This window comes from Flavobacterium bizetiae (assembly GCF_024271895.1).
In the GTDB taxonomy this organism is placed as follows: Bacteria; Bacteroidota; Bacteroidia; order Flavobacteriales; family Flavobacteriaceae; genus Flavobacterium; species Flavobacterium bizetiae.
The window spans coordinates 2269558-2292475 of the sequence record NZ_CP091861.1; the positions used below are offsets into that span (position 1 = coordinate 2269558).

19 protein-coding genes are annotated in these 22918 nt (G+C 33.7%); 11 read left to right on the plus strand and 8 right to left on the minus strand.

The window, feature by feature from the left end:
- Positions 1-107: 107 nt before the first annotated feature.
- From L0669_RS10010 to L0669_RS10020, 3 genes are all read right to left on the minus strand, one after another.
- Positions 108-647 (minus strand): DUF4136 domain-containing protein, encoded by a 540-nt coding sequence (locus L0669_RS10010; protein WP_263763175.1) that lies wholly within the window; start codon positions 645-647, stop codon positions 108-110.
- 104 nt (positions 648-751) lie between these two features.
- Complete coding sequence (locus L0669_RS10015; protein WP_263763177.1) at positions 752-2728, minus strand: urocanate hydratase; 1977 nt, start codon at positions 2726-2728, stop codon at positions 752-754.
- Positions 2729-3244: 516 nt separating this feature from the next.
- Complete coding sequence (locus tag L0669_RS10020; RefSeq protein ID WP_083694411.1) at positions 3245-3427, minus strand: C1orf53 family protein; 183 nt, start codon at positions 3425-3427, stop codon at positions 3245-3247.
- A gap of 113 nt (positions 3428-3540) precedes the next feature.
- Here L0669_RS10020 and L0669_RS10025 point away from each other — a divergent pair, with 113 nt between their 5' ends.
- From L0669_RS10025 to L0669_RS10045, 5 genes are all read left to right on the plus strand, one after another.
- Positions 3541-3876, plus strand: coding sequence for a hypothetical protein (locus L0669_RS10025; protein ID WP_263763179.1), 336 nt, complete (start codon positions 3541-3543; stop codon positions 3874-3876).
- A gap of 8 nt (positions 3877-3884) precedes the next feature.
- Positions 3885-4781, plus strand: coding sequence for a 1-aminocyclopropane-1-carboxylate deaminase/D-cysteine desulfhydrase (locus tag L0669_RS10030; protein ID WP_263763181.1), 897 nt, complete (start codon positions 3885-3887; stop codon positions 4779-4781).
- Positions 4774-5670 carry a glucosaminidase domain-containing protein gene (locus L0669_RS10035; protein ID WP_173970186.1) on the plus strand — a complete coding sequence of 299 codons (897 nt, stop codon included), beginning with the start codon at positions 4774-4776 and terminating at the stop codon, positions 5668-5670. Before L0669_RS10030 ends, L0669_RS10035 begins: the two co-directional genes overlap by 8 nt.
- A gap of 113 nt (positions 5671-5783) precedes the next feature.
- Positions 5784-7070: a glutamate-1-semialdehyde 2,1-aminomutase gene (hemL, locus tag L0669_RS10040; RefSeq protein WP_263763183.1), complete on the plus strand. Its 1287-nt coding sequence runs from the start codon at positions 5784-5786 to the stop codon at positions 7068-7070.
- Positions 7071-7247: 177 nt separating this feature from the next.
- Entirely contained in the window at positions 7248-9722 is a 2475-nt protein-coding gene (locus tag L0669_RS10045) for a zinc-dependent metalloprotease (RefSeq protein WP_263763185.1), read from the plus strand.
- Between the two features lie 58 nt (positions 9723-9780).
- On the opposite strand, the gene L0669_RS10050 is transcribed toward L0669_RS10045, so the two are convergent.
- A complete protein-coding gene (locus tag L0669_RS10050; RefSeq protein ID WP_263763187.1) occupies positions 9781-10521 on the minus strand; it encodes a hypothetical protein in 741 nt (246 codons plus the stop codon).
- Between the two features lie 165 nt (positions 10522-10686).
- Positions 10687-11127, minus strand: a complete 441-nt coding sequence (locus tag L0669_RS10055; protein ID WP_263763189.1) for an SPFH domain-containing protein — start codon at positions 11125-11127, stop codon at positions 10687-10689.
- Between the two features lie 227 nt (positions 11128-11354).
- Here L0669_RS10055 and L0669_RS10060 point away from each other — a divergent pair, with 227 nt between their 5' ends.
- The 4 genes from L0669_RS10060 (at position 11355) to L0669_RS10075 (ending at position 14443) form a co-directional block, all read left to right on the plus strand.
- The gene (locus tag L0669_RS10060; RefSeq protein ID WP_263763191.1) at positions 11355-12278 is read left to right on the plus strand and encodes a DUF4274 domain-containing protein; all 924 of its coding nucleotides are present in this window, start codon (positions 11355-11357) and stop codon (positions 12276-12278) included.
- Positions 12279-12284: 6 nt separating this feature from the next.
- A complete protein-coding gene (locus L0669_RS10065) occupies positions 12285-12701 on the plus strand; it encodes a hypothetical protein (protein WP_263763193.1) in 417 nt (138 codons plus the stop codon).
- Positions 12702-12786: 85 nt separating this feature from the next.
- Complete coding sequence (locus L0669_RS10070; protein ID WP_263763195.1) at positions 12787-13812, plus strand: 2-hydroxyacid dehydrogenase; 1026 nt, start codon at positions 12787-12789, stop codon at positions 13810-13812.
- Positions 13813-13840: 28 nt separating this feature from the next.
- Complete coding sequence (locus tag L0669_RS10075; RefSeq protein WP_263763196.1) at positions 13841-14443, plus strand: hypothetical protein; 603 nt, start codon at positions 13841-13843, stop codon at positions 14441-14443.
- A 400-nt stretch (positions 14444-14843) separates the two neighbouring features.
- Here the strand turns inward: L0669_RS10075 and L0669_RS10080 are convergent, their stop codons facing one another.
- The 3 genes from L0669_RS10080 to lysS form a co-directional block, all read right to left on the minus strand.
- Positions 14844-17639, minus strand: a complete 2796-nt coding sequence (locus L0669_RS10080) for a VIT domain-containing protein (RefSeq protein ID WP_263763197.1) — start codon at positions 17637-17639, stop codon at positions 14844-14846.
- A gap of 85 nt (positions 17640-17724) precedes the next feature.
- Positions 17725-18867: a S1 family peptidase gene (locus tag L0669_RS10085; protein WP_263763198.1), complete on the minus strand. Its 1143-nt coding sequence runs from the start codon at positions 18865-18867 to the stop codon at positions 17725-17727.
- Between the two features lie 393 nt (positions 18868-19260).
- Complete coding sequence (gene lysS, locus L0669_RS10090; RefSeq protein ID WP_263763199.1) at positions 19261-20964, minus strand: lysine--tRNA ligase; 1704 nt, start codon at positions 20962-20964, stop codon at positions 19261-19263.
- A gap of 384 nt (positions 20965-21348) precedes the next feature.
- On the opposite strand from lysS, the gene L0669_RS10095 reads away from it, so the two are divergent.
- Both L0669_RS10095 and L0669_RS10100 read left to right on the plus strand, forming a co-directional pair.
- The gene (locus L0669_RS10095) at positions 21349-22077 is read left to right on the plus strand and encodes a hypothetical protein (protein ID WP_263763200.1); all 729 of its coding nucleotides are present in this window, start codon (positions 21349-21351) and stop codon (positions 22075-22077) included.
- A 97-nt stretch (positions 22078-22174) separates the two neighbouring features.
- Positions 22175-22918, plus strand: coding sequence for a hypothetical protein (locus L0669_RS10100; RefSeq protein WP_173969928.1), 744 nt, complete (start codon positions 22175-22177; stop codon positions 22916-22918).

Sequence of the window (22918 nt, forward strand, 5' to 3'; positions counted from 1 at the left end):
TTAAGTTTTTCATTTCAGATATTTGAAAGACAAATGTATTAATTTTTTGCGAAGTATTCATCAGGGTTATTTAGTTTTTTGTAAAACTGAAAACTGCGACTAAAAACTTACTTCTTAACCGGAGGGTATTGCGCTAAAACTTTAGATACAATTTCTTTTACTCTTGCGTCTTTTTTATCGACGTTTTTAGTTAAGCTTGCAACTCCTTCACCTTGCCAGATCATTTCTTTCTTTTTAGCATCGATTAAATCAATGAATAAAGTTCCTTCTGTAGAAGTTGATACAGTAGTTTGGTTTCCTCCGTACATCATGTAAGGATTCCATCCCCAACCCCAACCGTAGCCCCAACCGGCGCTAAATTGGTTTACGTTTACTTGTTCTCTTGATTTTGTAAAAATATTTACTAATAAATCAGGATTTTCGCTTTTTGTAAAACCTTTGGCTTGCATTTCTTCGTCTATGGCATGTAGAATACGTCTTTTATCCAAATCAGAGATTTCAACCTTATCAATTCCGGGCTTAAAAAAAGCATACGTCTTATAAGGCGCAAAATCTACGTTTTTATCGTAATCAAAATATACGCTTACCGTGCTGCATGAGGCTAATAGTAAAAGCAAAAAAACGGGCACTAATTTGAATGTTTTCATATGTTTAAAAATTTTAATGTTCTTATTCTTTGTCAGGCTGAGCAGAGTCGAAGCCCTTTTTCCCCGATAGTCTTTCGACTTCGCTCAAGGTGAAATTATTTTCCCTAAAATAGATTTTCATCTACAATATTAGGTAAAGTAACTTTTAATAATGGCTCAACTTCCATTGCTCTTTTTATGGCAAAAATAGCTTCGTCATTTCGAGCCCAGCTTCGTCTTGAAATTCCGTTGTTAACATCCCAAAAAAGCATTGACGCTAAACGTTTTGAAGCCTCTTTAGAACCATCAAGAACCATACCAAAGCCACCATTTATAACCTCTCCCCAGCCAACTCCGCCACCATTATGAATCGAAACCCAGGTTGCTCCTCTAAAGCTGTCTCCAATCACGTTTTGTATTGCCATATCGGCTGTAAAACGAGATCCGTCATAGATGTTAGAAGTCTCTCTGTAAGGCGAATCAGTTCCGGAAACATCATGATGATCACGACCCAAAACCACCGTTCCGATTTCGCCTTTTGCAATAGCCTGATTAAACGCTTCGGCAATTTTAATTCGACCTTCGGCATCAGCATATAAAATACGTGCCTGAGAACCTACAACCAGTTTGTTTTCCTGCGCACCTTTGATCCATTTAATGTTATCCTGCATTTGCTGCTGAATTTCATTAGGAGAAGTCTTTGCCAATTCTTCTAAAACCTGACTGGCGATAGTATCTGTTTTTTGTAAATCTTCCGGTTTTCCTGAAGTACAAACCCATCTAAAAGGACCAAAACCGTAATCAAAACACATTGGTCCCATAATATCCTGTACATAACTCGGATATTTGAAATCGATATTATTCTCTGCCATTACATCTGCTCCGGCACGCGAAGCTTCAAGTAAAAAGGCATTTCCGTAATCAAAAAAGTAAGTTCCTTTTGCGGTATGTTTGTTTATTGCTTTCGCTTGACGACGTAACGATTCCTGTACTTTTTCTTTGAATAATTCAGGATTGTTTGCCATCATTTCGTTTGCTTCTTCAAAAGAAATTCCAACCGGATAATAACCTCCAGCCCAAGGATTATGAAGCGAAGTCTGATCAGAACCCAAATCAATTTTGATGTTTTCCTGATCGAAACATTCCCAAACATCAACTACATTTCCTAAATAAGCAATCGAAACTACTTCTTTATTGGCTTTCGCCAAAGTGACTCTTTTTACCAATTCTTCAGTCGAAGTAACAATCTCATTAATCCATCCTTGTTCGTGACGAATTTTGGTGATTTTCGGGTTTACTTCGGCGCAGACCGTAATACAACCTGCAATATTTCCGGCTTTTGGTTGTGCGCCAGACATTCCGCCAAGTCCAGAAGTAACAAATAAATTACCTTCAGGATTTAGTTTTATTTTTCTAAAACCGTTCAAAACCGTAATAGTAGTTCCGTGTACAATTCCCTGTGGGCCAATATACATATAACTTCCCGCTGTCATTTGCCCGTATTGCGAAACGCCTAAAGCATTCATTTTTTCCCAATCGTCAGGTTTAGAATAGTTTGGAATAACCATTCCGTTGGTAACCACAACTCTTGGCGCTTCTTTGTGCGAAGGAAATAATCCCATCGGATGACCTGAATACATTGTCAAGGTTTGCTCATCTGTCATTTCAGACAAATATTGCATCGTCAATAAATATTGCGCCCAGTTCTGAAAAACAGCTCCGTTTCCGCCATACGTAATTAATTCATGCGGATGTTGCGCCACAGCATAATCCAGATTGTTCTGAATCATGTGCATAATCGCTTTCGCCTGTATTGATTTTCCAGGATATTCGTCAATTGGTCTTGCGTACATTCTGTAATCAGGACGCAGACGATACATATAGATACGACCGTAAGTTTCTAGTTCTTCTGAGAATTCTTTAATTAATTCAGCGTGATGTTTCGCTTCAAAATAACGTAATGCATTTTTTAGCGCTAGTTTTTTCTCTTCTGCCGAAAGAATTTCTTTTCGTTTTGGCGCGTGGTTAATGGCCAAATCGTAAGTTGCTTTTGGAGGTAATATTGACGGAATTCCTTGTTTTATTTGTTCTTGAAAAGTCATATTCTTTTTTAGGTACTTAGTTGCTAAGGTTCTAAGTTGCTAAGGTAATTTAGCAAGATTAACAACAGATTAATTTTTTGTTTTTTTTGATTGTTTTGTCCCGCTGGGAATTAAATGTGACTATCTGGCTTATTAAATGTAAATTACCAAATAGATATAAAGCCTTGGAAAGGCGACATATTTATAGAAAATAATAATCACCCAATACAACAGCTCCAGCGGAGCGAAATATTAATTGATGCAATTGGAATTTGGAATTTCAAAATTAGAATTTATTCAAATTATCTAATTTTCAAATTGACTCATTGGCACATTAATACATTTTCAAATTAAAACTAAGGATAACGAATATCCGACCTGTGATAGGATTTGTGGATGGTAATCCTAAATTTTCGCAAGAGAATATCCATTTACAATTTTAGATTTTAGATTATTGATTTTAGATTGTTGAATTATCTAATTGATATATTTTTACATTAACAAATTATCTCATTATCAAATTGGCACATTATCTAATTAGACTTTTTTTCTAATTTGACCTGTGTTTTTATCAAATCCATACGGACAATGACGGCAACCGCTTTTGCAGCAATAACCACGTTTTAGATGATGTTTTTCAGTAAAGCATTTATAACCTTCGGGAGTATAGTAAAAATCTTCGCCTTCGATTAGTTTATTTTCATTACTTTGCTCTTTCATAAATCTGTTATGGGTTGATGTTCTTCTTTATTTAAAATCAAATAAACGAATTTGATTGTGATTTTAATGAAATCGAACATTTTTTATCTACAAATTTATAAATTTTACAGCTAATGTTTCTAATTGTTGCTAAATATTTAATTCCGAAAGGATATCGGGGAATGGCTGTGTTTCCGTTTATAATTTTAAAATACCACTTAGATAAAGAAAATCCTGTTTTTGTGAATCACGAAAAAATTCACCTTCGTCAACAATTAGAATTACTCGTTTTACCATTTTATATTTTTTACGTTTTAGAATATATAATTAGGTTAATACAATACAAAAACAAAGATTTAGCGTACAGAAATATAAGTTTTGAAAGAGAAGCTTATGCAAATGAAACGGATTTAAAATATTTGAAAAACCGATCTTTTTTTGATTTTTTGAATTACATAACTTTAAAATAAAATAGATTTTGAATCAGGAAATTCATATCAACTTTCCTAATCATATTTCATTGACTATAAAACGTGACGATCTCAATCATCCGTTTATTTCAGGGAATAAATTAAGAAAACTAAAATACAATTTACTTCAGGCGAAAACCGAAAAGAAAGATACATTGGTGACTTTTGGCGGCGCTTTTTCGAACCATATTGCAGCAGTAGCTTATGCCGGAAAAGAGCAGGGTTTTAAAACCATAGGCGTTATTCGCGGTGATGAACTTTTTGATAAAATAAAAGAAAATCCGACGTTGAAATTTGCTCAGGAAAACGGAATGCAATTTGAGTTTGTAACGAGAGAAGAGTACCGACATAAAAGTGATATTTCGTTTATCGAAAAATTAAAAGAGAAGTTTGGCGATTTTTATTTAGTGCCCGAAGGCGGAACAAATGAACTGGCGGTAAAAGGCTGCGAAGAGATTTTAACAGCTGAAGATGCTGTTTTTAATTTCGTTTGTTGTGCGGTAGGAACTGGCGGAACAATTTCCGGATTGATCAATAGTGCGTTGCCAAATCAGAAAATTTTAGGGTTTCCGGCGTTAAAAGGTGACTTTTTAACCGATGAAATTCGTATTTTTGCAAAACAAGATAACTGGAATTTGATTTCTGACTATCATTTTGGAGGTTATGGGAAGATAAATTTAGAATTAATTGAATTTATCAACACTTTTTTTGAAGAAACAAAAGTGCCTTTAGATCCAATTTATACAGGAAAGATGGTTTTTGGCGTTATAGATTTAATCCATAAAAACTATTTTCCTGAAAATTCAAAAATATTGCTCCTTCATACCGGCGGATTGCAGGGAATAGACGGAATGAATATAAAATTGAAACAGAAAAAATTACCAATACTTAAAAGCAATGGTTAAAAAAATAATAACATTCTTAATTCTTGCCACTTTAGTAAGTTGTTCGTCGAGTAAACCTACGATTGCGACGACCAAAAAAGCAGCAGCGGTTCAGAGGCCAAGAGTAGCAACGACTAAAAAACAGGCTCCTGTTAAACCAATTGGAAAAAATTACCCTTCTACAAATAATACAACTGAGGTTATTCAATCTACTTCAAAAACAGTTGTAACCAGCGATTTAATTACGAATTACGTTTTGCAATATAAAGATATTGCAATGGGAAACATGCAGAAATATGGTATTCCAGCCAGTATTATTTTGGCGCAGGGAATCTTAGAATCTGGTGCAGGAAGAGGTGATTTGGCATTAGAAGCAAACAATCATTTTGGGATAAAATGCCATAAAGACTGGTTGGGAGAAAGTGTTCGTCATGACGATGATTCAGCTCAGGAATGTTTTAGAAAATATCCCGAAGCGGCAGAATCGTATAGAGATCACGCTTTGTTTTTGGTGGGTAAAAAACGATATGAAACGTTATTTACTTACGAGAAAGACGATTATAAATCCTGGGCAAAAGGTTTGAGAGCAGCTGGTTATGCGACAGATCCTAATTATCCGGACAAATTAATAAGTTATATCGAAAGGTATAATCTGCACCAATACGATTGTCAGGTTACGGGAAGAAATTACAAACCTTTCGAGAAAACTACCCCGACTAAAAGTGTATCGACTCCAACAAAAAGTGCATCAAATTCGAATGCGAACGATCCTAATTCATACGAAGTTCAAAAAGGAGATACCTTATATTCTATTTCAAAAAAATTCAACGTATTGGTTGATGACTTAAAACAAAAAAATAATCTTTCAGACAATGCCATTTCTATCGGGCAACGATTGAAGGTAAAGTAAGTTTTTAGTTTTCAGTCTCAGTTTTCAGTTTTGAAATCAATCTAAAATTAAAATTTTAAATAAAGTTCTCAGTTTATAATCTAAAATCAGAACTCTAAAATCTAAAATAAAAAATGTTATATAAAAGAAGTAGTCAGCTTTTTGCTGAAGCAGAAAAAGTAATTCCGGGAGGAGTAAATTCGCCAGTAAGAGCCTTTAAAGCAGTAGGAGGAACTCCAATTTTTGTAAAAAGTGCCCAAGGTGCTTATTTGTATGATGAGGACGGAAATAAATTAATAGATTATATCAACTCTTGGGGACCAATGGTTTTGGGTCATGCTTATCAGCCGGTTGTTGATGCTGTAATCGAAAAAGCAAAACTTGGAACTTCTTTTGGAATGCCAACAGAATTAGAAACTCAAATCGCTGCTTTGGCGGTTTCTATGGTTCCGAATATTGATAAAATAAGATTTGTAAATTCAGGTACAGAAGCTTGTATGAGTGCCATTCGTTTGGCTCGCGGATTTACAAAAAGAGATAAAATTGTAAAATTTGCCGGTTGTTACCACGGACATTCTGATTCATTTTTGATTCAGGCCGGAAGTGGAGCCGTAACTTTTGGTTCGCCAAATAGCCCGGGAGTTACAGAAGGAACTGCAAAAGATACTTTGTTGGCAAAATACAATGATCTAGAGAATGTAAAAACTCTTGTAGAAGCGAATAAAGGCGAAATTGCAGCGATTATTATCGAAGCAGTTGCCGGAAATATGGGTTGTATTCCGCCAGCAAAAGGTTTCTTAGAAGGATTAAGAGAATTGTGTACAGCAAACGGAATCTTATTAATTTTTGATGAGGTTATGACTGGTTTCCGTTTGGCTCGCGGAGGAGTTCAGGAATTGTATAATATCAATGCTGATATTGTAACTTTCGGGAAAGTAATTGGCGGAGGTTTACCGGTTGGTGCTTTTGCTGCCCGCGAAGAAATCATGAATTATCTGGCACCACTTGGTCCGGTTTATCAGGCAGGAACATTATCAGGAAATCCGTTAGCTATGGCTGCAGGATTGGCAATGTTGCAGGCACTTGATAATGATCGTGAAATTTTTACCCGTTTAGAAGAAAAAACAGCTTATTTAGAAGCGGGAATCGATAGAGTTTTAAAAGCAAATAATGTTGTTTTTACGATCAATAGAGTAGGTTCTATGATTTCGGTACATTTTGATGCTAATCCGGTTACAGATTTTCAAACCGCGGCAAAAGGAGATAACGAAACGTTTAAGAAATTCTTTCACGGTTTATTACAGGAAGGAATTTATATCGCACCATCTGCTTACGAAACATGGTTTATTACAGATGCTTTAACTTATGAAGATTTAGATTTCACAATTAATGCGATTGATAAAGTTTCAAAGACATTTTAAAACTTAAGAATTATATATTTCAATTTCAGGCCCAGCTTTTTAATAAAGTTGGGCTTTTTTTTAGCCATTAAATTTTAATTTGAAGTAGTTAATAAAAAGTTAATGAGAATGTTTGTTCTTATATATTTAGAATAAAAATTATTTTTGTTTAACAAATAATCATTAAACTTACCATAAATGAAGAAATTTTTCATTTTTATTACAATGACAGTTTTTATGCTGTTTTCTACCAAACAAAATGCACAATCTAAAAAGAAAGAAACAAAAAAAGGAGAAACTGTAGTTGCTCCACCGGTGAAAAAATCCGAATCGACGATAAAAGAATACAGTAAAGTAATTACGAAAGATGCTGTTTCTGATGAAGGACTTTTCACCGTGCATAAAGTTGATAAAAAATACTACTTCGAGATTCCCAATAAATATTTAGATAAGGATATGCTTTTAGTAAGCAGACTTTCTAAATTACCAGCAAATTTAGGCGGAGGATATGTAAACGCCGGTTCTGAAACTAATGAACAATTAATAGTTTGGCAACGTTTTCAGGATAAAATTCTCATCAAATCAAAATCATATAATGCGGTGGCAAACGATACTTTGCCTATTAGTATTTCGGTAAAAGCCAACAATTATGAGCCTACATTATTTGCTTTTGATATTGTCGCTTTAAGCAAAGACTCGGCAAATACAGTAATTGATGTTACTAAATTTTACAGCACAGATGTAAAAGCGATTAGCGGAATATCAGCAGAAATGCGTGAAACTTATAAAGTAAAAGGATTGGATGATTCGAGAAGTTTTATCAATACGATTAAAAGTTTTCCGATGAATATCGAGGTAATTCAGGATATGACTTATAATGCCTCTAAGCCATCTATGTTAGAAGATACAGAAGCAATTAGCATTCAGATGAATCAATCGATGGTTTTATTGCCAGAAGTGCCTATGAAACCTCGATTAGCAGATCCAAGAGTTGGATGGTTTACAGTAAGTCAATACGATTACGGAAGCAGTGAATTAAAATCAGACCTTAAAACATACATTCGCAGATGGAGATTAGAACCTAAAGATCCTGAAGCGTATCAAAGAGGAGAATTGGTAGAACCCATAAAACCAATTGTATATTATTTAGATCCTGCAACACCAGAAAAATTAAGAAAATATATTAAACAAGGAATTGAAGAATGGCAAAAGCCTTTTGAAGCTGCAGGTTTTAAGAATGCAATTATTGCTAAAGATGCGCCAACAAAAGAGGAAGATCCTGATTTTAGTCCTGAAGATATTCGTTATTCGGTTATTCGTTATGTAGCAAGTACAACCCGTAATGCGGTTGGACCAAGTGTTTCTGATCCCCGAACCGGAGAAATTATCGAAAGCGATGTGATCTGGTACCACAATCATTTGCGTTCGTACAGAAACCGATATTTGTTAGAAACCGGAGCAGCAAATCCTTCGGCAAGAACGTTGCAAACCAGCGATGAAGAAATGGGAGAGATGATGCGAATGGTTATTGCTCATGAGGTAGGCCATGCTTTAGGATTTCCGCACAATATGGCAGCAAGCTGTGCTTATGATGTAGAGAGTTACAGAAACGGTGATTTTACGCAACAAAACGGAATCTCGGCCAGTATTATGGATTATGCCCGTTTTAATTATATCGCTCAGCCGGGAGATAAAAATATTCGTTTTGTTCGAAAAATGGGTGCTTATGATCAATATGCAGTAAATTGGGGATACAGAGTGATTCCGAATGTGAAATCTCCAAAAGATGAAGTTTCAACTTTAGACAAATGGATTTTAGAGAAAGCCGGAAATCCGATGTATAAATTCGGAAAACAAAGCAGTGCATTTGATCCTACAACCCAAACAGAAGATATTGGAAATAATTCGATGAAAGCAAGTTCATACGGACTTAAAAATCTTGAATATGTAGCAAATCATTTAAATGAATGGACGAGTAATGTGACGAATGACTACGGAGATTTAGATGAATTGTATAAAGAAATGCTGGATGCGTGGAGCAGATATGTTGGTCACGTAGTAACCAATGTTGGCGGAGTTTACGAAAACACCAAAAAACCAAATCAGACCGGAAACATTTATGAAGTGGTGCCAAAAGCGAAACAAATAGAAGCAATGAACTGGCTTCAGGCAAATGCTTTTGCATCGCCAACCTGGATTGTAAATCTAAATACTTTAAAAAATACGGATGTTGCAGGTTATACAGAAAGGTTTAGAGCTTTGCAGGTGCGACATTTAAATAATTTATTAAGTATTGGTCGTATTGGTCGTTTGATGGACAATGAAATTCTAGGTGCAGATACTTATAAAGCATTAGATTTATTAAAAGATACCCGAAAAGGAATCTGGAAAGAAACTGCAACGCCGGCGAATGTAACGATATACAGAAGAAATTTACAAAGAGGTTATCTGGACAGAATGGGCGCTTTAATGACAGAAGAAATCAAACCAGCAGACCGATCTGTAATTTATTATAATGTAGCACAATCTGATGTAAGGGCTTTGGTTCGCGGAGAATTAACTGCTTTAAGAAGTACTCTTTTAGCAGCAAAAGCAAAACCGGTAAACACAGAAACAAAATACCATTATGAAGATTGTATCAAAAGAATCGATTTGATTCTGAATCCGAAATAGGAAATGTATAGAAATAAAAAAAGAGGCTTTCGAGCCTCTTTTTTTGTTTGGAAAAAGATTATTTTTTATCTTTTCTATGTTGTTTCATTTTGTCTTTGCGCTCTTTCTGCATCGCTGTCCATTTTGTGTATTGATCTGCATTCAGAATAGATTTCATTTTGGCATCTGTTGCTTTGTGATCTTCTTCCATTTGTTTTCTCATGGCTTTTTTCTCAGCATCAGTTGGCGCTACACCAGTATCTTTGCGGCTTTTTCTAAGCGTTTCCATTTTTGCACTTCTGTCAGATAAAAGCTGGCTTACTTGTTTTTGCTGGTCTGCATTTAAGTTAAGATCAGTAGTTAATTTTTGTAAATGTGCCTGATCGCGTTCTTGTGGAGATTTCATATCTCTTCTGCCTCTGTGATCTCCTTTTCTTTCGTGATCTTTTTTAAGAGCCGTCCATTTAGTATACTGATCCGCATTTAAAATAGCTTTCATTTTAGCGTCATTTGCTGCTCTTTCAGTTTCCATTTGCTTTTTAAAAGCATCTCTTTCTGCTGCAGTAGGTTTTGTTTTGCGATCTTTATTAGCATCTCTAAATTTTTCTCCTTTGGCACTTCGGTCGGCTAATAATTGTTTTACTTGTTCTTGTTGTTTTTTATCCAAATTCAATTCAGAAGTTAGCTTTTGTAAATGTTTCTCGTTACGTTGTTCAGGAGTTAATTTTTCTCTTTGATCACGTGTAGCTTTCTGATTGATGTCTTGTGCAAAACTTACCATTCCAACGAACAATAAAGCTGCGATAAATAATTTTTTCATAATTCGTTTTTTTTAAAAGGTTTATATCCATTAGACTTCAAGAAGTTTGCTAAGTTTAATCGTGTTGTAAGATTTATCTTTTAATTAACAGAAACTATTAATGAAAACATAAAAAGTATCTCAAATAAAAAAGAGGCCATTTAAGCCTCTTTTTTGTAACTATAATTAGTTGTTTTCTTTTCTGTATTCTTTCATTTTCTCTTTCGCCTGCTTTCTTTTTTCTTCCTGAATAGAAGTCCATTTTTTGTATTGATCGGCATTTAGAATGGCTTTCATTTTAGCATCGTTAGCCTCTTTTTCATCCATTATTTGTTTTTTTAAAGCTTCTCTTTCTGCTGCAGTAGGTTTTACATTATTATCCTTTTTAGCCTGGCGCGCTTCTCTTAATTGTTCTGCTTTAGCACTTCTGTCAGCTAAAAGTTGTTTCACCTGAGCTTGCTGATTAGCATCTAAATTCAATTCGGATGTTATTTTTTTCAATTGTTTCTCATTACGTTGCTCCGGAGTTAATCTTTCTCTCGGTTCGCGTGTAGGTTTTTGATCTGCTTCTTGTGCAAAACTTGCTATTCCAACGAATAGCAAAGCCGCGATTAATAGTTTTTTCATGATGTACGTTTTTTAATTGTTATAGTAATTAGACTTTATCAAATTGAATAGGTTTAATCTGATAATCAGAATTGTAGTTTATTTAACAAAACGAAAAAATGTTCCGCGATATTATATAATAAAGGATAATTGATTTTTATTACCAATAATCATGATGTTTTACCAAAATAGGTTTTTAAATTTGTTAGTACGTTGACACTTTCTAAACAGAATTATCAGAAAAAAATATGGAGCACATATTCAATAAAAAAAATAAAAACAGAGTTCTTAAAGCCTTAAATAACGAGATGTCGTATCAAAAGTTAACTACTGCCGAATTGCATCAATTTGTACAGCATTGGAATTACGATGACGGGATCGAACCTTTTAATTGGATCATCAAACAAAAATATCTTGATAAAGGAACAGCGCTTTGTTTGTATTGGATGTTGCAGCCGGATTATTTCTGTAAATTCAAAAGCGTAGAGGAAATAAAAGATGATTTAAATGTTGAAACGTATCAGCTGATAAAAGAAATTGAACAAAGATATATTTCAGGTTTCTATGAAGAAGAGAATTTTGCATTTGATCCGAAGGAAGAGTTTCTCGATGAAAATTCTAATACCCAATGCATTCCTGCAGAAATGCTTTTAAAATCGCCGGGAACTATTTTTGAACGACAAGATATTGAGTTTGCTTTTTTAAGAAATCCTAATGAAAAAGAAGTAAAAACAATTAGTACAAAGATTGCAGATGCTGTAAAAATTATTCAGATTTCTAATCCTGATTTTGTTTATGATCAAACAGATGATGCAATACAAGCCATAATAGAAAGTGTAGAATATTGGAAAGAGAAAGATTTAGGAAAGATAAAAATTAAAAATCTCTCTTATTTATGGATGGATTGTATGCATAAAAAACACAACTGGAATTGGATTATTTGGGATTGGGAAACGGGAAATAATATAGGAGTGACCAATAGTACAAAAGAATTAACCTGTTTGGCAGATACTATTATAAACCATACCATAGATGGATTTCAGCAATCTTCGATAATTTCAGATTTATACAAAGATCTCGACGGAGTAAATAATTTCTATGATTTGAAAAAAGATCCTTACAGTGGAATTGGTTTGCTTTTTAGTACAGATCATTTAAAATTTAGATCATAATAAATCATGGCATTAAGAAAAATCACGGTGGAAGATAAGATCTATTTATATAAATCGGTTACTGGATTTGGAGGCAGCACAGCTATAGCAACATTTGAAATAACAATATTTTTAGAGCACTATAAACTAACGCCACTGAAAATTAATTTCATTACCTGGGAAGATGCGTATGCCGGAAATCCATTAAGTACAGGGATAAAATTAACCAGGTTATCGACTAGGGAAGAAGAAGTTGTCAATTTGAACCGGCCTAAATATATTAGAGAATTTATTTTGTACGGTTTAAAATTGGGTTGGAATGGTCAAAATAAAGTAGAGCTTATAGATGGTTTAAAGATATTGACAAGTTTAGATTATGATGTTTTTTCGCTGCATCCCAAAGAGGCAGTTATTATTGCGCATGGTAAAGAATACTTGAGATAAGTTGATTTTTTAAGATCAGAAATTTACTTCAGAATTAATTGCTTACTTTAGTAAGACCAGAATTTAAAACCCAAAACAAATTATTATGAGTTTAAATGCCACACCAAACAATAATAAAATTGCCTTTTTTTCGACCCAGCCTTACGACAAATCTTTCTTTAATAAGTATAATGAAGGTTTTGGTTTTGAGTTGGATTTTTTTGAAACGCAACTTAATCCTCAGACCGTTATCCTTATTGAAAGTGCAACTATAGTTTGTGTTTTTGTAAATGATATTGTCAATGAAGCCGTAATTAAGCAATTGGCAGAAAAAGGAGTAAAGATTATTGCTTTGCGTTGTGCGGGTTTTAATAATGTCGATTTAGAAGCTGCAAAAAAATATAATATAAAGGTATGTCGTGTTCCGGCATATTCGCCTCAGGCAGTTGCAGAACATGCGATTGCGATGATTTTAACTTTAAACAGAAAAACACATAAAGCCTATAATAGAGTTCGTGAGCAAAACTTTTCGCTAAACGGATTATTAGGTTTTGACCTATTTGGTAAAACAATCGGAATTATAGGAACGGGAAATATAGGCAAAGCTTTTGCTAAAATCGCTTTAGGTTTTGGCTGTAAAGTTCTAGCGTACGATATTGTTACAAATGACGAAATGGTAAAAGACGGAGTGAAATTCGTATCTCTTGACGAAATTTTTAAAGAGAGTGATATTATTTCGCTGCATTGCCCTTTAAACGAACAAACCAAGCATATTATAAACAGCAAGTCTATTGATGAGATGAAAGACAGCGTTATGATTATCAATACAAGTCGTGGGGCATTAATAGAAACAGCTTCTGTAATTGAAGGATTAAAAGAAGGTAAAATTGGTTATCTCGGAATCGATGTTTATGAACAGGAGGAAAAACTATTCTTCAGGGATCTTTCTGCTGATATTATTCAGGATGATGCAATTCAGCGTCTAATGAGTTTTCCGAATGTTTTGGTTACGGCACATCAGGCCTTTTTTACCAATGAAGCGTTAACGCAGATTGCGTTGGTTACTTTTAATAATATAAAGTCTTTGCTGACCCATAATGATATAGAAAATAAAGCAGCTTTGCTGGTTTAAATTAGATGTTAAACTTAAAATAGAAATTATGAAAAGTAAAATCGCAGTGATATTTATGATTCTGGGAATCATTTCTTGTCAGAATAAAGAAAAAACCGAAGACAAAAGCATAATCAAAACAATTGCCGAAGATACTTTATCTAAAACCGTTGCAGGAACTGCAGATGTTAGCTATGCTCCTGCAAAAGATGATAAAGCAGTCGAATTGATTCGTACACAATTGAATATTTTATTAAAGAATGATTTACCGGCAATGACAAAAGAGGATCGGTTTTTTTATTACGAAGCTTTCGATCTTAACAATGATAAAAAAGACGAATATTTTGTTGGTTTCTCAAATCCGTATTTCTGCGGAAGCGGAGGTTGTTCTGGATATATCTTAAATAATGACGGAAGTTTAATTAATAAATTTTCGGTAACTGATTTTCCTATTTTGGTAACGACTTCAGCATCTGAAAAGTTTTATGATCTTATATTTGAGACAGGAGGAAAATTTCATGTCGTAAAAATGAAAAACGGAAAATATCCGTCGAATCCATCTGTTCAGGAAATTTGGAGAGGTGATGTTCCTAAAGAAAACACCAAGGTTTTGGATATTCAGGGGAAAAAATTAGAGAAGTATTCGTTTTAGAATACTTAGTAACTTCAAATATTAAACCCGATAGATTTTTAAAATCTATCGGGTTTTGTATTTCAAAAAGAATCATTCCATAGGAATGTCTGCTCGGTAGAATAAAATTCGAATTGCAATTATACGTTCCGTAGGAACGTTTGATTATGATGAAAATATTTTATTTCCGTAAAAGAAAGCAGATGTCCTTACAGGACACAATGCAAAACAATATCTTATTTCCTACCAATGAGATATTCCGATGGAATATCATTTTAAGAGAGAATTAATAAAGTTAAAAAATGTGATAATCGCTGAAAAAAATATTCTGCGTATTTTTTTAAACAGTTATTGTCTTTATAAAACAAAGAAAGGAATTCTATTATGAATTCCTTTCTTTGTTCTTAAACCCGACAGATTTTTAAAATTCAAATTCTCCAATAAGAATTTTACTGTCGCTTTCACGCTTGTTTTCTTTCTGACTCTGGAAAACAGCAATTTTACGCTCTTGTCTTCCATCAGAATAGTACAAATATACTTCTGCCATTACTGTCGTTGGTCCGGAAAGAATATTTTGTCTCTCACCGAAAAAATTGGTTTTAATTTTATATTTCCCTTTGATTGCTTTTTTTAGTAAAAATTGTTCAGGCCCAAAACCCTGAGTAAAATCATTGCTTAATCTTCCTCCAATTTCCGTCGACCTGTGTGAGTACGAACAATCTTCTCCTCTCGGATCAGTAACCCAAAGATCGATATCGGTATTGTCTTTATTCCAATTAATCACAATGCGAATGTCTACTGGAAGATTTGCTTTTAAACGATCATCTACTTTGCTTGCATCGACATTTTTGTTTTGGCTCAAAATATTATTGATTTCCATAATCAAAATCTCTTCAATGCCAGTATCTCTTACAGAAATCTCATCTGTATATTCCTGATAAAGCATAGATTTATAAACATTAAGAGCTTCTTGAGGCTTTTTATTATCTACCAAAGCCAATGCATAATCTCTGTGACTTTGCGGATCAAACGGTCTCCATTCCAGAATTTTTTGTGTAATCCACAATTCTTTTTCGTAATTACCTCTTTGTTTCAATAGATAAGAGATCGTTTTGTATAATTCTTCATTTTCTAAATCAAGCTCTGCTAATGTGCTTAAAACTTTTAGAGAAAGTGCTTTATCTCCTTTTTTAAACAACAGTTTAGAAACATCGAAATAATAGGTTACCTGTTTTTCGTATTTAGGACGATTTTCAAGATATTTCTGGTAAATCAATTCAGCAGATTGTAAAGTCTGAAAATCTTTCATATACTCTTGATTACTTTCTACATCTACCAAAATTATTTTTCCTGTAGATTTTGTTTTATCGCCAATAGAATAGTTTTCTTCTGCATTACTTGAATAGCCATCTTGAGAGGATACTTTTTGCGACTGCTTAGAAATTGTAGGATACTGTTTTTTTTCTGAAGGCTTAAATTCGCTATTCCACCAGGTTGCCAGTTCACGTGTTTTATCAAAAGCTTTCGATAGAAGGCTTTTTCTTTTTTCTAAAATTTGCTTTTTGTTTTGCGAAACGATTTTATTGTATTCCGGTAATAATTCCTGTGGAGGAGTGATGCCAAAACGTACATAATCATCAATATCATCTAATACTATAAGGCTGGTATTTTTACTTACCACTCCAAATTGTTCACTCAGATTTCTAATTTCGTCGCTGTTTTGGGTTGAATTGAGTTCAAGATCATTAATTTTTCGTTGTGCCCAAAATTGTGCAATTGGCCATTTGTCTGCTTGTACCGCGTTATTAAAATCTACAGGAATTTCAAATTTCTTATTCCCTACAGAAAAAAGAGCTGTAAGCTTGCCCAAATTTGGAGATGCAATTCCAAATATATTAACAGGTTCATTGACAGCAGTCCCTATATTAGGAAACAATTCCTGAATAGTATTACTTTCCTTAAATCCTAAAAATATAATAGGAAGTCTATTAAAAGTTTTTAAAGAAGATTGCGTATCTAATTCGTTAAGATTGATAAAATTTCCTCCTGATTGTAATGCCAAAAGTTTAAGCAAATTAAAATCAGAAGTTGGTGTGCTTGCGATACTGTTAACCGGTTTTTTGAATTTTAAAGTTAAGTCACCAAAATTTGAAATTCCGTCAGAAAATAACAGATACTCGTCTGTTTGCGGAATTTCTTTTAAAGCACCAAAGTCAGTTCCTCCATCATATTTCAGGGTAAGAATTCTGTTTTTTAAGGCACTCCAGTTTCCTCCTGAAACCGTAAATTCTTCTGTTTTCTCAAGAGTATTATTTAAAAGAACAAAAGACACTCCAATATCCTTATTCTCTAAAAAATAAGCATTAAGAAAGTCAAGCTCTTTTTTATGGTCTCTTTTTGATCCGCTGAATGAATTGTCCCAAATGATAGCAATTTTTTGAGATTTTGCTTTTTCTTTTACAGGGAAATTCATCGCAACACTTGCTGCAAAATAAGATTTATTGTCAGAAGCTTTTTGAACCAATACGTTTGAAGACTCGTTTACTTTTGGAATAGTAATTTTAAGACTTTCATTTGGCGTAAAATTCGTTTTGTTTATTTCAGCAATCCATTGATTTCCCTTTTTTTGAAAAGTAAAACTTCCATCCGGATTTTCAGTAATATTAGGAGTTGTCAGACTTTCATCGACCAATACTTTCAGATTAAATTTTGGAATATTAACTGCGTTGGCAAAACTTAAAAAATACTGATAATCGGTGGCCGAATTTTTTAATTCCTGATTGTATGTAATCCTGATAAATCTGGTGCCTCTGGCCGTAATGGGATAAATTCTGGTTCTGAAATTATTTCCGGCTACTTTTTCAATAATACCGGGATCTACATTTCTTTTTTCAATACTTTCAAATACTTCTTTAGCTCGTTCTTTTGGAACAGGAACTGCGTCTCTCAGACTTCCGTTGATGTCTAAAGCATAGCCACTTATAGTTACTCCTTCCGGCAACGGAAGTGTAAATTTTCCTTCTAAAATTCTGTCACCAGGATTGTAAAATATATAAGTTGCTGTAGTTGAGGCAAGATTTCCTAAAATTTTGGTTTCAATTTTTACTTCCTGCAGGATTACTGAATTTTTTTTCTGATTTTCGACATCCAGCGTTGGAATCTGTGAAAAAACGGCACTAAAGAATAATAGTGCACAGATATTAAAAATTTTATTCATAATTAATAAGTGTGATTTTTAATTTGATTTGAAATAAGAAAAAACAATTCGTTTTAAAAGTTTTTATTTTTTGGAATGTTTCAGACTAGAGAGCGTGAAGATGTTTCGCTACAATTCCAAAATTAATACCCTGAACCTGATCAACTCCACTGAAATTAACCGCAATCAGCTGACCGCATTCATTAAAAACCGGTGCGCCACTAGCACCATGTGTAGAAGTTATACTGTATTGAATTTTATTACCGTCCGATTCTTTACTTATTTGACCATTATAAAGCTGCACTTTTATCCCTGAATTTGTTTGTGCCAAATCCATTCCCATTGGATAGCCAACCATTATCGCTTTTTGGCCGGGAGCCAATGATTTATCATCATCGATTGCATTATCAAGATTGATTATATTGGTAACACTTGCAGGAGTTTTATGATCAGCTAACTGTAAAATTCCTAAATCAATATTATTGTCTTCTGAAACTTTATTAATCTCGCAAGTAATCCACGTATCATTAGAATCATGAAGAGCTACTTCGATATCTAAGGTTTTTACATATACCTCGATATCATCTATCGCAACATAATCTTTTACAGGAATAGAGGCTGCAATATCATTTGATACTGCCGATGTATCTGTTGTTGTTTCATTAGAATTAACAAATTCTTCGCCCGCAGGTTCGCTGGTTTCTTCGCTAGTTTCCTCATAATCTCCCTCTCCGTCACCTTCATCATACGACACTGATGCGTGGCTCCAGTTTCTGTCGATAAAACTTTCATATTCATTTTCAGGAACATCTTTAGTAAGAATAGAAGCAATCTTCATTCTTAGATTTCGTGTAGTAGTATTTACTTTTTCGCTCTCTTCATCGGATGAATTCCATGGCTGTAAAACATGTTTATTAGTTACCATGTTTCCGTTTGTATCTATAAAAAAACCAGTTCCGTAAATTGTTTCTTCCTTAGCGTCCTCAACATTAAGTTGAAATTCTTTTCCATTAATTTTAGCAAAATAGCCATATCGATGTTTTATAAGTACAACTGCGTCTTTGTAAGCATCATAAATTTTAGTATCTGTGCCTAAACAAATGGTTTTACTTTCAGTTTTAAAATATTGATATCCAAAAAAAGATGCAGTCGAAAGAACGATAATAGCAATGGCAGCAATTTTGTAGCGATTTCTGTTGTTGTTTGTTGAAGTTAGGTCTCCGTTAGGTTGTATTTTTCTAATTTTCATTTATAATACTGGTTGAAATATGATGATTGAATGGGTTTTGGTTAAAAAAAAATAGACTTTATATAAGCCTATTTTTTTTTCAAATGTAGTAATTTGTTTGCTAAAAAAAATGTCAAAATTGAACCAATTCTGTATTCAATATTAACTCACTATTATTTTATTTGTTTAGATTCTATAAGTATTTGTCAATATATTTTACTGTGAAATAACTTCGATGAATTAAGTTGTTGTATTTGAGTTGTTTAGTTCCGATGCTTGAGTCTTATCTTAATTTTTTAATCAGGATAAGTATTTTTTTAAAATAAAAAACCCAACAGGTTTTTAAAACCTGTCGGGTTTGCTGTATAATTTAATTTTGGAATTTGGATTTTCCAAAATTGGATTTTTAAAAAATTACTCCACCAATTCCACAAACTTAAAGTCACCTTCAACAGCAACTTTAGTCAAACCGTGTTTCGATAAGTTTTTTATGGACGCATCCCATTTTTTACCGCTTAAATTTGCAGTAATTTTTAGTTGCTGAAGATCCATTTTATTTTCATTTCCTTTCAATAAATCTACGATAAACTTTTCTTCATCAGATAATTCAATCTGAGCTTGTTTTTTCTCCGGACGCATTTGCGGGAACAATAAAACTTCCTGAATCGAAGCATTGTTTGTTAAATACATAATCAAACGATCCATACCAATTCCCATTCCGGAAGTTGGCGGCATTCCGTATTCAAGCGCTCTTAAGAAATCTTCATCGATAACTCCGTTTGCTTCATCGTCACCTTTTTCAGCCAAACGCATTTGGTCTTCAAAACGCTCACGCTGATCAATTGGGTCATTCAATTCAGAATATGCATTTGCAATTTCTTTACCGCAAACCATCAATTCAAAACGTTCTGTAAGTTCAGGATTGTCACGGTGCTCTTTACATAAAGGCGACATTTCTTTAGGATAATCAGTAATGAAAGTTGGCTGAATATAATTTCCTTCGCATTTCGCTCCAAAAATCTCATCAATCAATTTTCCTTTACCCATTGTTTTATCCACGTCAATTCCCATTCCTCTTGCAGCGTCAAACAATTCTTCTTCCGTTTTACCAGAGATATCAAAACCAGTAAAATGTTTGATAGAATCTGTCATCGTTACACGGGCATAGGGCGCTTTAAAGTTAATTTGGTGTTCACCAAAAGTAACTTCGCTCGTTCCGTTTACCGCAATAGCACAATGCTCAAGCAAACCTTCAGCAAATTCCATCATCCAGTTGTAGTCTTTGTAAGCTACATATATTTCCATAGCCGTAAATTCAGGATTATGAGTTCTGTCCATACCTTCATTTCTGAAGTTTTTCGAGAATTCATAAACACCTTCAAAACCACCAACAATTAATCTTTTCAAATACAATTCGTTTGCAATACGCATGTAAAGCGGAATATCAAGCGAATTATGGTGTGTGATAAAAGGTCTTGCCGCAGCTCCACCAGGAATCGATTGTAAAACCGGAGTTTCAACCTCAAGATAACCTGCATCGTTAAAATAACCACGCATTGCAGTATACAACTTGGTACGTTTAATGAAGTTTTCTTTAACTTGCGGATTCACTGTTAAATCTACATAACGCATTCTGTAACGTAATTCTGGATCGTTAAAAGCATCGTGTACGTTTCCGTCTTCGTCTACTTTTGGTAAAGGCAACGGACGTAAAGTTTTACTCAAAAAAGTAAAACCGTCAACACGAATACATTGCGCGCCTACTTTTGTAGTAAACAATTCACCTTCAATACCAATAAAGTCACCTAAATCAGTTAGTTTTTTAAATACCGTATTGTATAAAGTTTTATCATCACCTTCACACAAAACATCACGGTTCACGTACAATTGTATACGTCCTTCGCTATCCTGCAATTCAGCAAAACAAGCTTTTCCCTGATCTCTAACACTCATTAAACGTCCGGCAACGATCACCTTCTTACCCTCTTCAAAAGATTCCTTTACCTGTTTCGAAGTATGATTTACAGGAAAAAGATTAGCCGGATAAGGATTGATTCCTAAGTTGCGTAAGTTTTGAAGTTTTTCTCTTCGGATGATTTCTTGTTCTGATAATGCCATTTTGTGCTCTTTTTTAAGTGTGCAAAGATAAAGAAAAGAATGTAGATTTTAGAATGCAGATTTTAGATTTTTTGTAGCACTAATTTTCGGGTTTTCAATAACCTTTTGTCCCGCTATTCACTTGTATCTTTTTTGCAGAAAAAGCAAAAAAGGATACCGCTGCTATCGGGGCTAGAATAGAGGTTTCAGTTTTTAAAAGAAGTTTTAGGTTGGAGTGTTTTGTCTTTGCGAGGAACGAAGCAATCTCACATGCTGGATCCACAAAATTTCTTTTAAGTAGAGAGTGATTGCCTCTTTGCTTGCAAATACCACTTAAAGAAAATGTAGAATCAAATAAAAAACCTCAGTATCTTAGCATCCAGAACCTCAGAACCTTCAAAAAAAATGAACTACATAAAAGCCTTTTTACTATTACTCTTAATTTCAAGCTGCCAAATTACCGAAACCATCAATATCAATCCGGACGGAAGCGGAACTATTGAAGTTTTTCAATTACGCGACGAAAATAGTTATATGCAATTAGGACGTCCGTATGCTGATTCAGAAAAATTTGTTGATACAATATTCGTTTTTCAGGATTATATCACAAAGTATGCAGCAACGTTTGCGAAATTCAATAAATCGGATCAGGCATTATTTCAGGAACATGCCAACGTAAAAATGCACATTAAAGTTGATCCCGTTCAAATGGAAAATTTTAATATAATTTCTTCCGACTTTAAAAAAATAGAAGAAATACCTAATGTTTATGAAAGCCTTAGTTTGTCAAATTCGTTAAAAGAAAACTATCCGATTTCAAAAGAATCTTTTAAAATAAAATATACTTTCGATGGCATTACCTTCAAAAGAAATTTGTTAATTGTTGATCAGCAAAAGTTTGATAAGGATAAAAAAATGCTGGAAGAAAGAAAAAAAATGTATGCTAAGTATAAATTAGCGCAATCTTATAGTTTAAAATATCATTTTCCAAGAGAAATAAAATCAGTTTCAAACGAAAAGGCAGTTATCAGTCCAGATAAAAAAACAATGACATTAGAATTTCAACTTTCAGATTGTTTGCAAAATCCGGAAATAACAAATCTCGAAATTGTTTTGGAGTCAGGCAGTAATTAAACAAAAAACGATAAAAGCTCAGTATCTTAGAATCTCAGAAACTCAGAGTCTTTAAAAATAAAATAGTCTTCGTATCTTTGATAAAAAATCAGCCATTATGAAATTATACAAATTACTTAGTTTTTGTTTTGTATTAGCAACATTAACAAGTTGCACCTTAACCGAAAATATTTATGTAAACGATAACGGAACCGGAAAATTCTCTGTAGATATGGATGGTTCTTCTTTAATGGCAATGGCAGGCGAGCAATTGGGACCTGATGCTAAGAAAAATATAGATTCTACTTTTACCTTCAAACAATTATTTGAAGAGAAAAAAGACAGCATCGCAAAATTATCTCCAGAAGCTCAAAAAGAGCTTAAAAAACTGGAAAATTTTGTTGTAAACACCAAAATGAATGGTGAAAAGAAAGAGTTTTTAATGACGCTTTCGACTGATTTTAAAAATGTAAACGAATTGCAAGATGCATTGCAATCTTTGAGCGCGCTTCAGAAATTAGAAGGTGGAGCAAATAGCTCAACGCCTTTTGCAAAAGGATTAGGAGACAATAACAGCAAACTAAGCTATACATACGACGGAAAGAAATTTACGCGTAAAGCAGTAATCGATAAAGCAAAATTGGCAGCAAAAGCAAAAGATTCTGTGCAAGATATGTCCAAGATGATTTTTGCTTCGTCTACCTATACTATAAAATATCATTTTCCTAAACGAATCAAAAAAGTATCAAATCCAAATGCTTTGTTTAGCGAAGATCGAAAATCAATTACAATTCAATACCCTTTTACGGATTATATGGAGAATCCTGACAAACTCAACTTTGATGTAGAGTTTGAAAAATAA

Excerpts from the sequence above, each read along its gene's own strand:
- L0669_RS10065 (WP_263763193.1), top strand. The coding sequence starts at position 12,285 with ATGGCATTAAGAAAAATCACGGTGGAAGATAAGATCTATTTATATAAA.
- L0669_RS10010 (WP_263763175.1), bottom strand. The coding sequence starts at position 647 with ATGAAAACATTCAAATTAGTGCCCGTTTTTTTGCTTTTACTATTAGCC.
- L0669_RS10085 (WP_263763198.1), bottom strand. The coding sequence starts at position 18,867 with ATGAAAATTAGAAAAATACAACCTAACGGAGACCTAACTTCAACAAAC.
- L0669_RS10055 (WP_263763189.1), bottom strand. The coding sequence starts at position 11,127 with ATGAAAAAACTATTAATCGCGGCTTTGCTATTCGTTGGAATAGCAAGT.
- L0669_RS10100 (WP_173969928.1), top strand. The coding sequence starts at position 22,175 with ATGAAATTATACAAATTACTTAGTTTTTGTTTTGTATTAGCAACATTA.
- L0669_RS10035 (WP_173970186.1), top strand. The coding sequence starts at position 4,774 with ATGGTTAAAAAAATAATAACATTCTTAATTCTTGCCACTTTAGTAAGT.
- L0669_RS10015 (WP_263763177.1), bottom strand. The coding sequence starts at position 2,728 with ATGACTTTTCAAGAACAAATAAAACAAGGAATTCCGTCAATATTACCT.
- L0669_RS10070 (WP_263763195.1), top strand. The coding sequence starts at position 12,787 with ATGAGTTTAAATGCCACACCAAACAATAATAAAATTGCCTTTTTTTCG.
- hemL (WP_263763183.1), top strand. The coding sequence starts at position 5,784 with ATGTTATATAAAAGAAGTAGTCAGCTTTTTGCTGAAGCAGAAAAAGTA.
- lysS (WP_263763199.1), bottom strand. The coding sequence starts at position 20,964 with ATGGCATTATCAGAACAAGAAATCATCCGAAGAGAAAAACTTCAAAAC.
- L0669_RS10045 (WP_263763185.1), top strand. The coding sequence starts at position 7,248 with ATGAAGAAATTTTTCATTTTTATTACAATGACAGTTTTTATGCTGTTT.
- L0669_RS10020 (WP_083694411.1), bottom strand. The coding sequence starts at position 3,427 with ATGAAAGAGCAAAGTAATGAAAATAAACTAATCGAAGGCGAAGATTTT.
- L0669_RS10060 (WP_263763191.1), top strand. The coding sequence starts at position 11,355 with ATGGAGCACATATTCAATAAAAAAAATAAAAACAGAGTTCTTAAAGCC.
- L0669_RS10075 (WP_263763196.1), top strand. The coding sequence starts at position 13,841 with ATGAAAAGTAAAATCGCAGTGATATTTATGATTCTGGGAATCATTTCT.
- L0669_RS10050 (WP_263763187.1), bottom strand. The coding sequence starts at position 10,521 with ATGAAAAAATTATTTATCGCAGCTTTATTGTTCGTTGGAATGGTAAGT.
- L0669_RS10080 (WP_263763197.1), bottom strand. The coding sequence starts at position 17,639 with ATGAATAAAATTTTTAATATCTGTGCACTATTATTCTTTAGTGCCGTT.
- L0669_RS10095 (WP_263763200.1), top strand. The coding sequence starts at position 21,349 with ATGAACTACATAAAAGCCTTTTTACTATTACTCTTAATTTCAAGCTGC.
- L0669_RS10025 (WP_263763179.1), top strand. The coding sequence starts at position 3,541 with ATGTTTCTAATTGTTGCTAAATATTTAATTCCGAAAGGATATCGGGGA.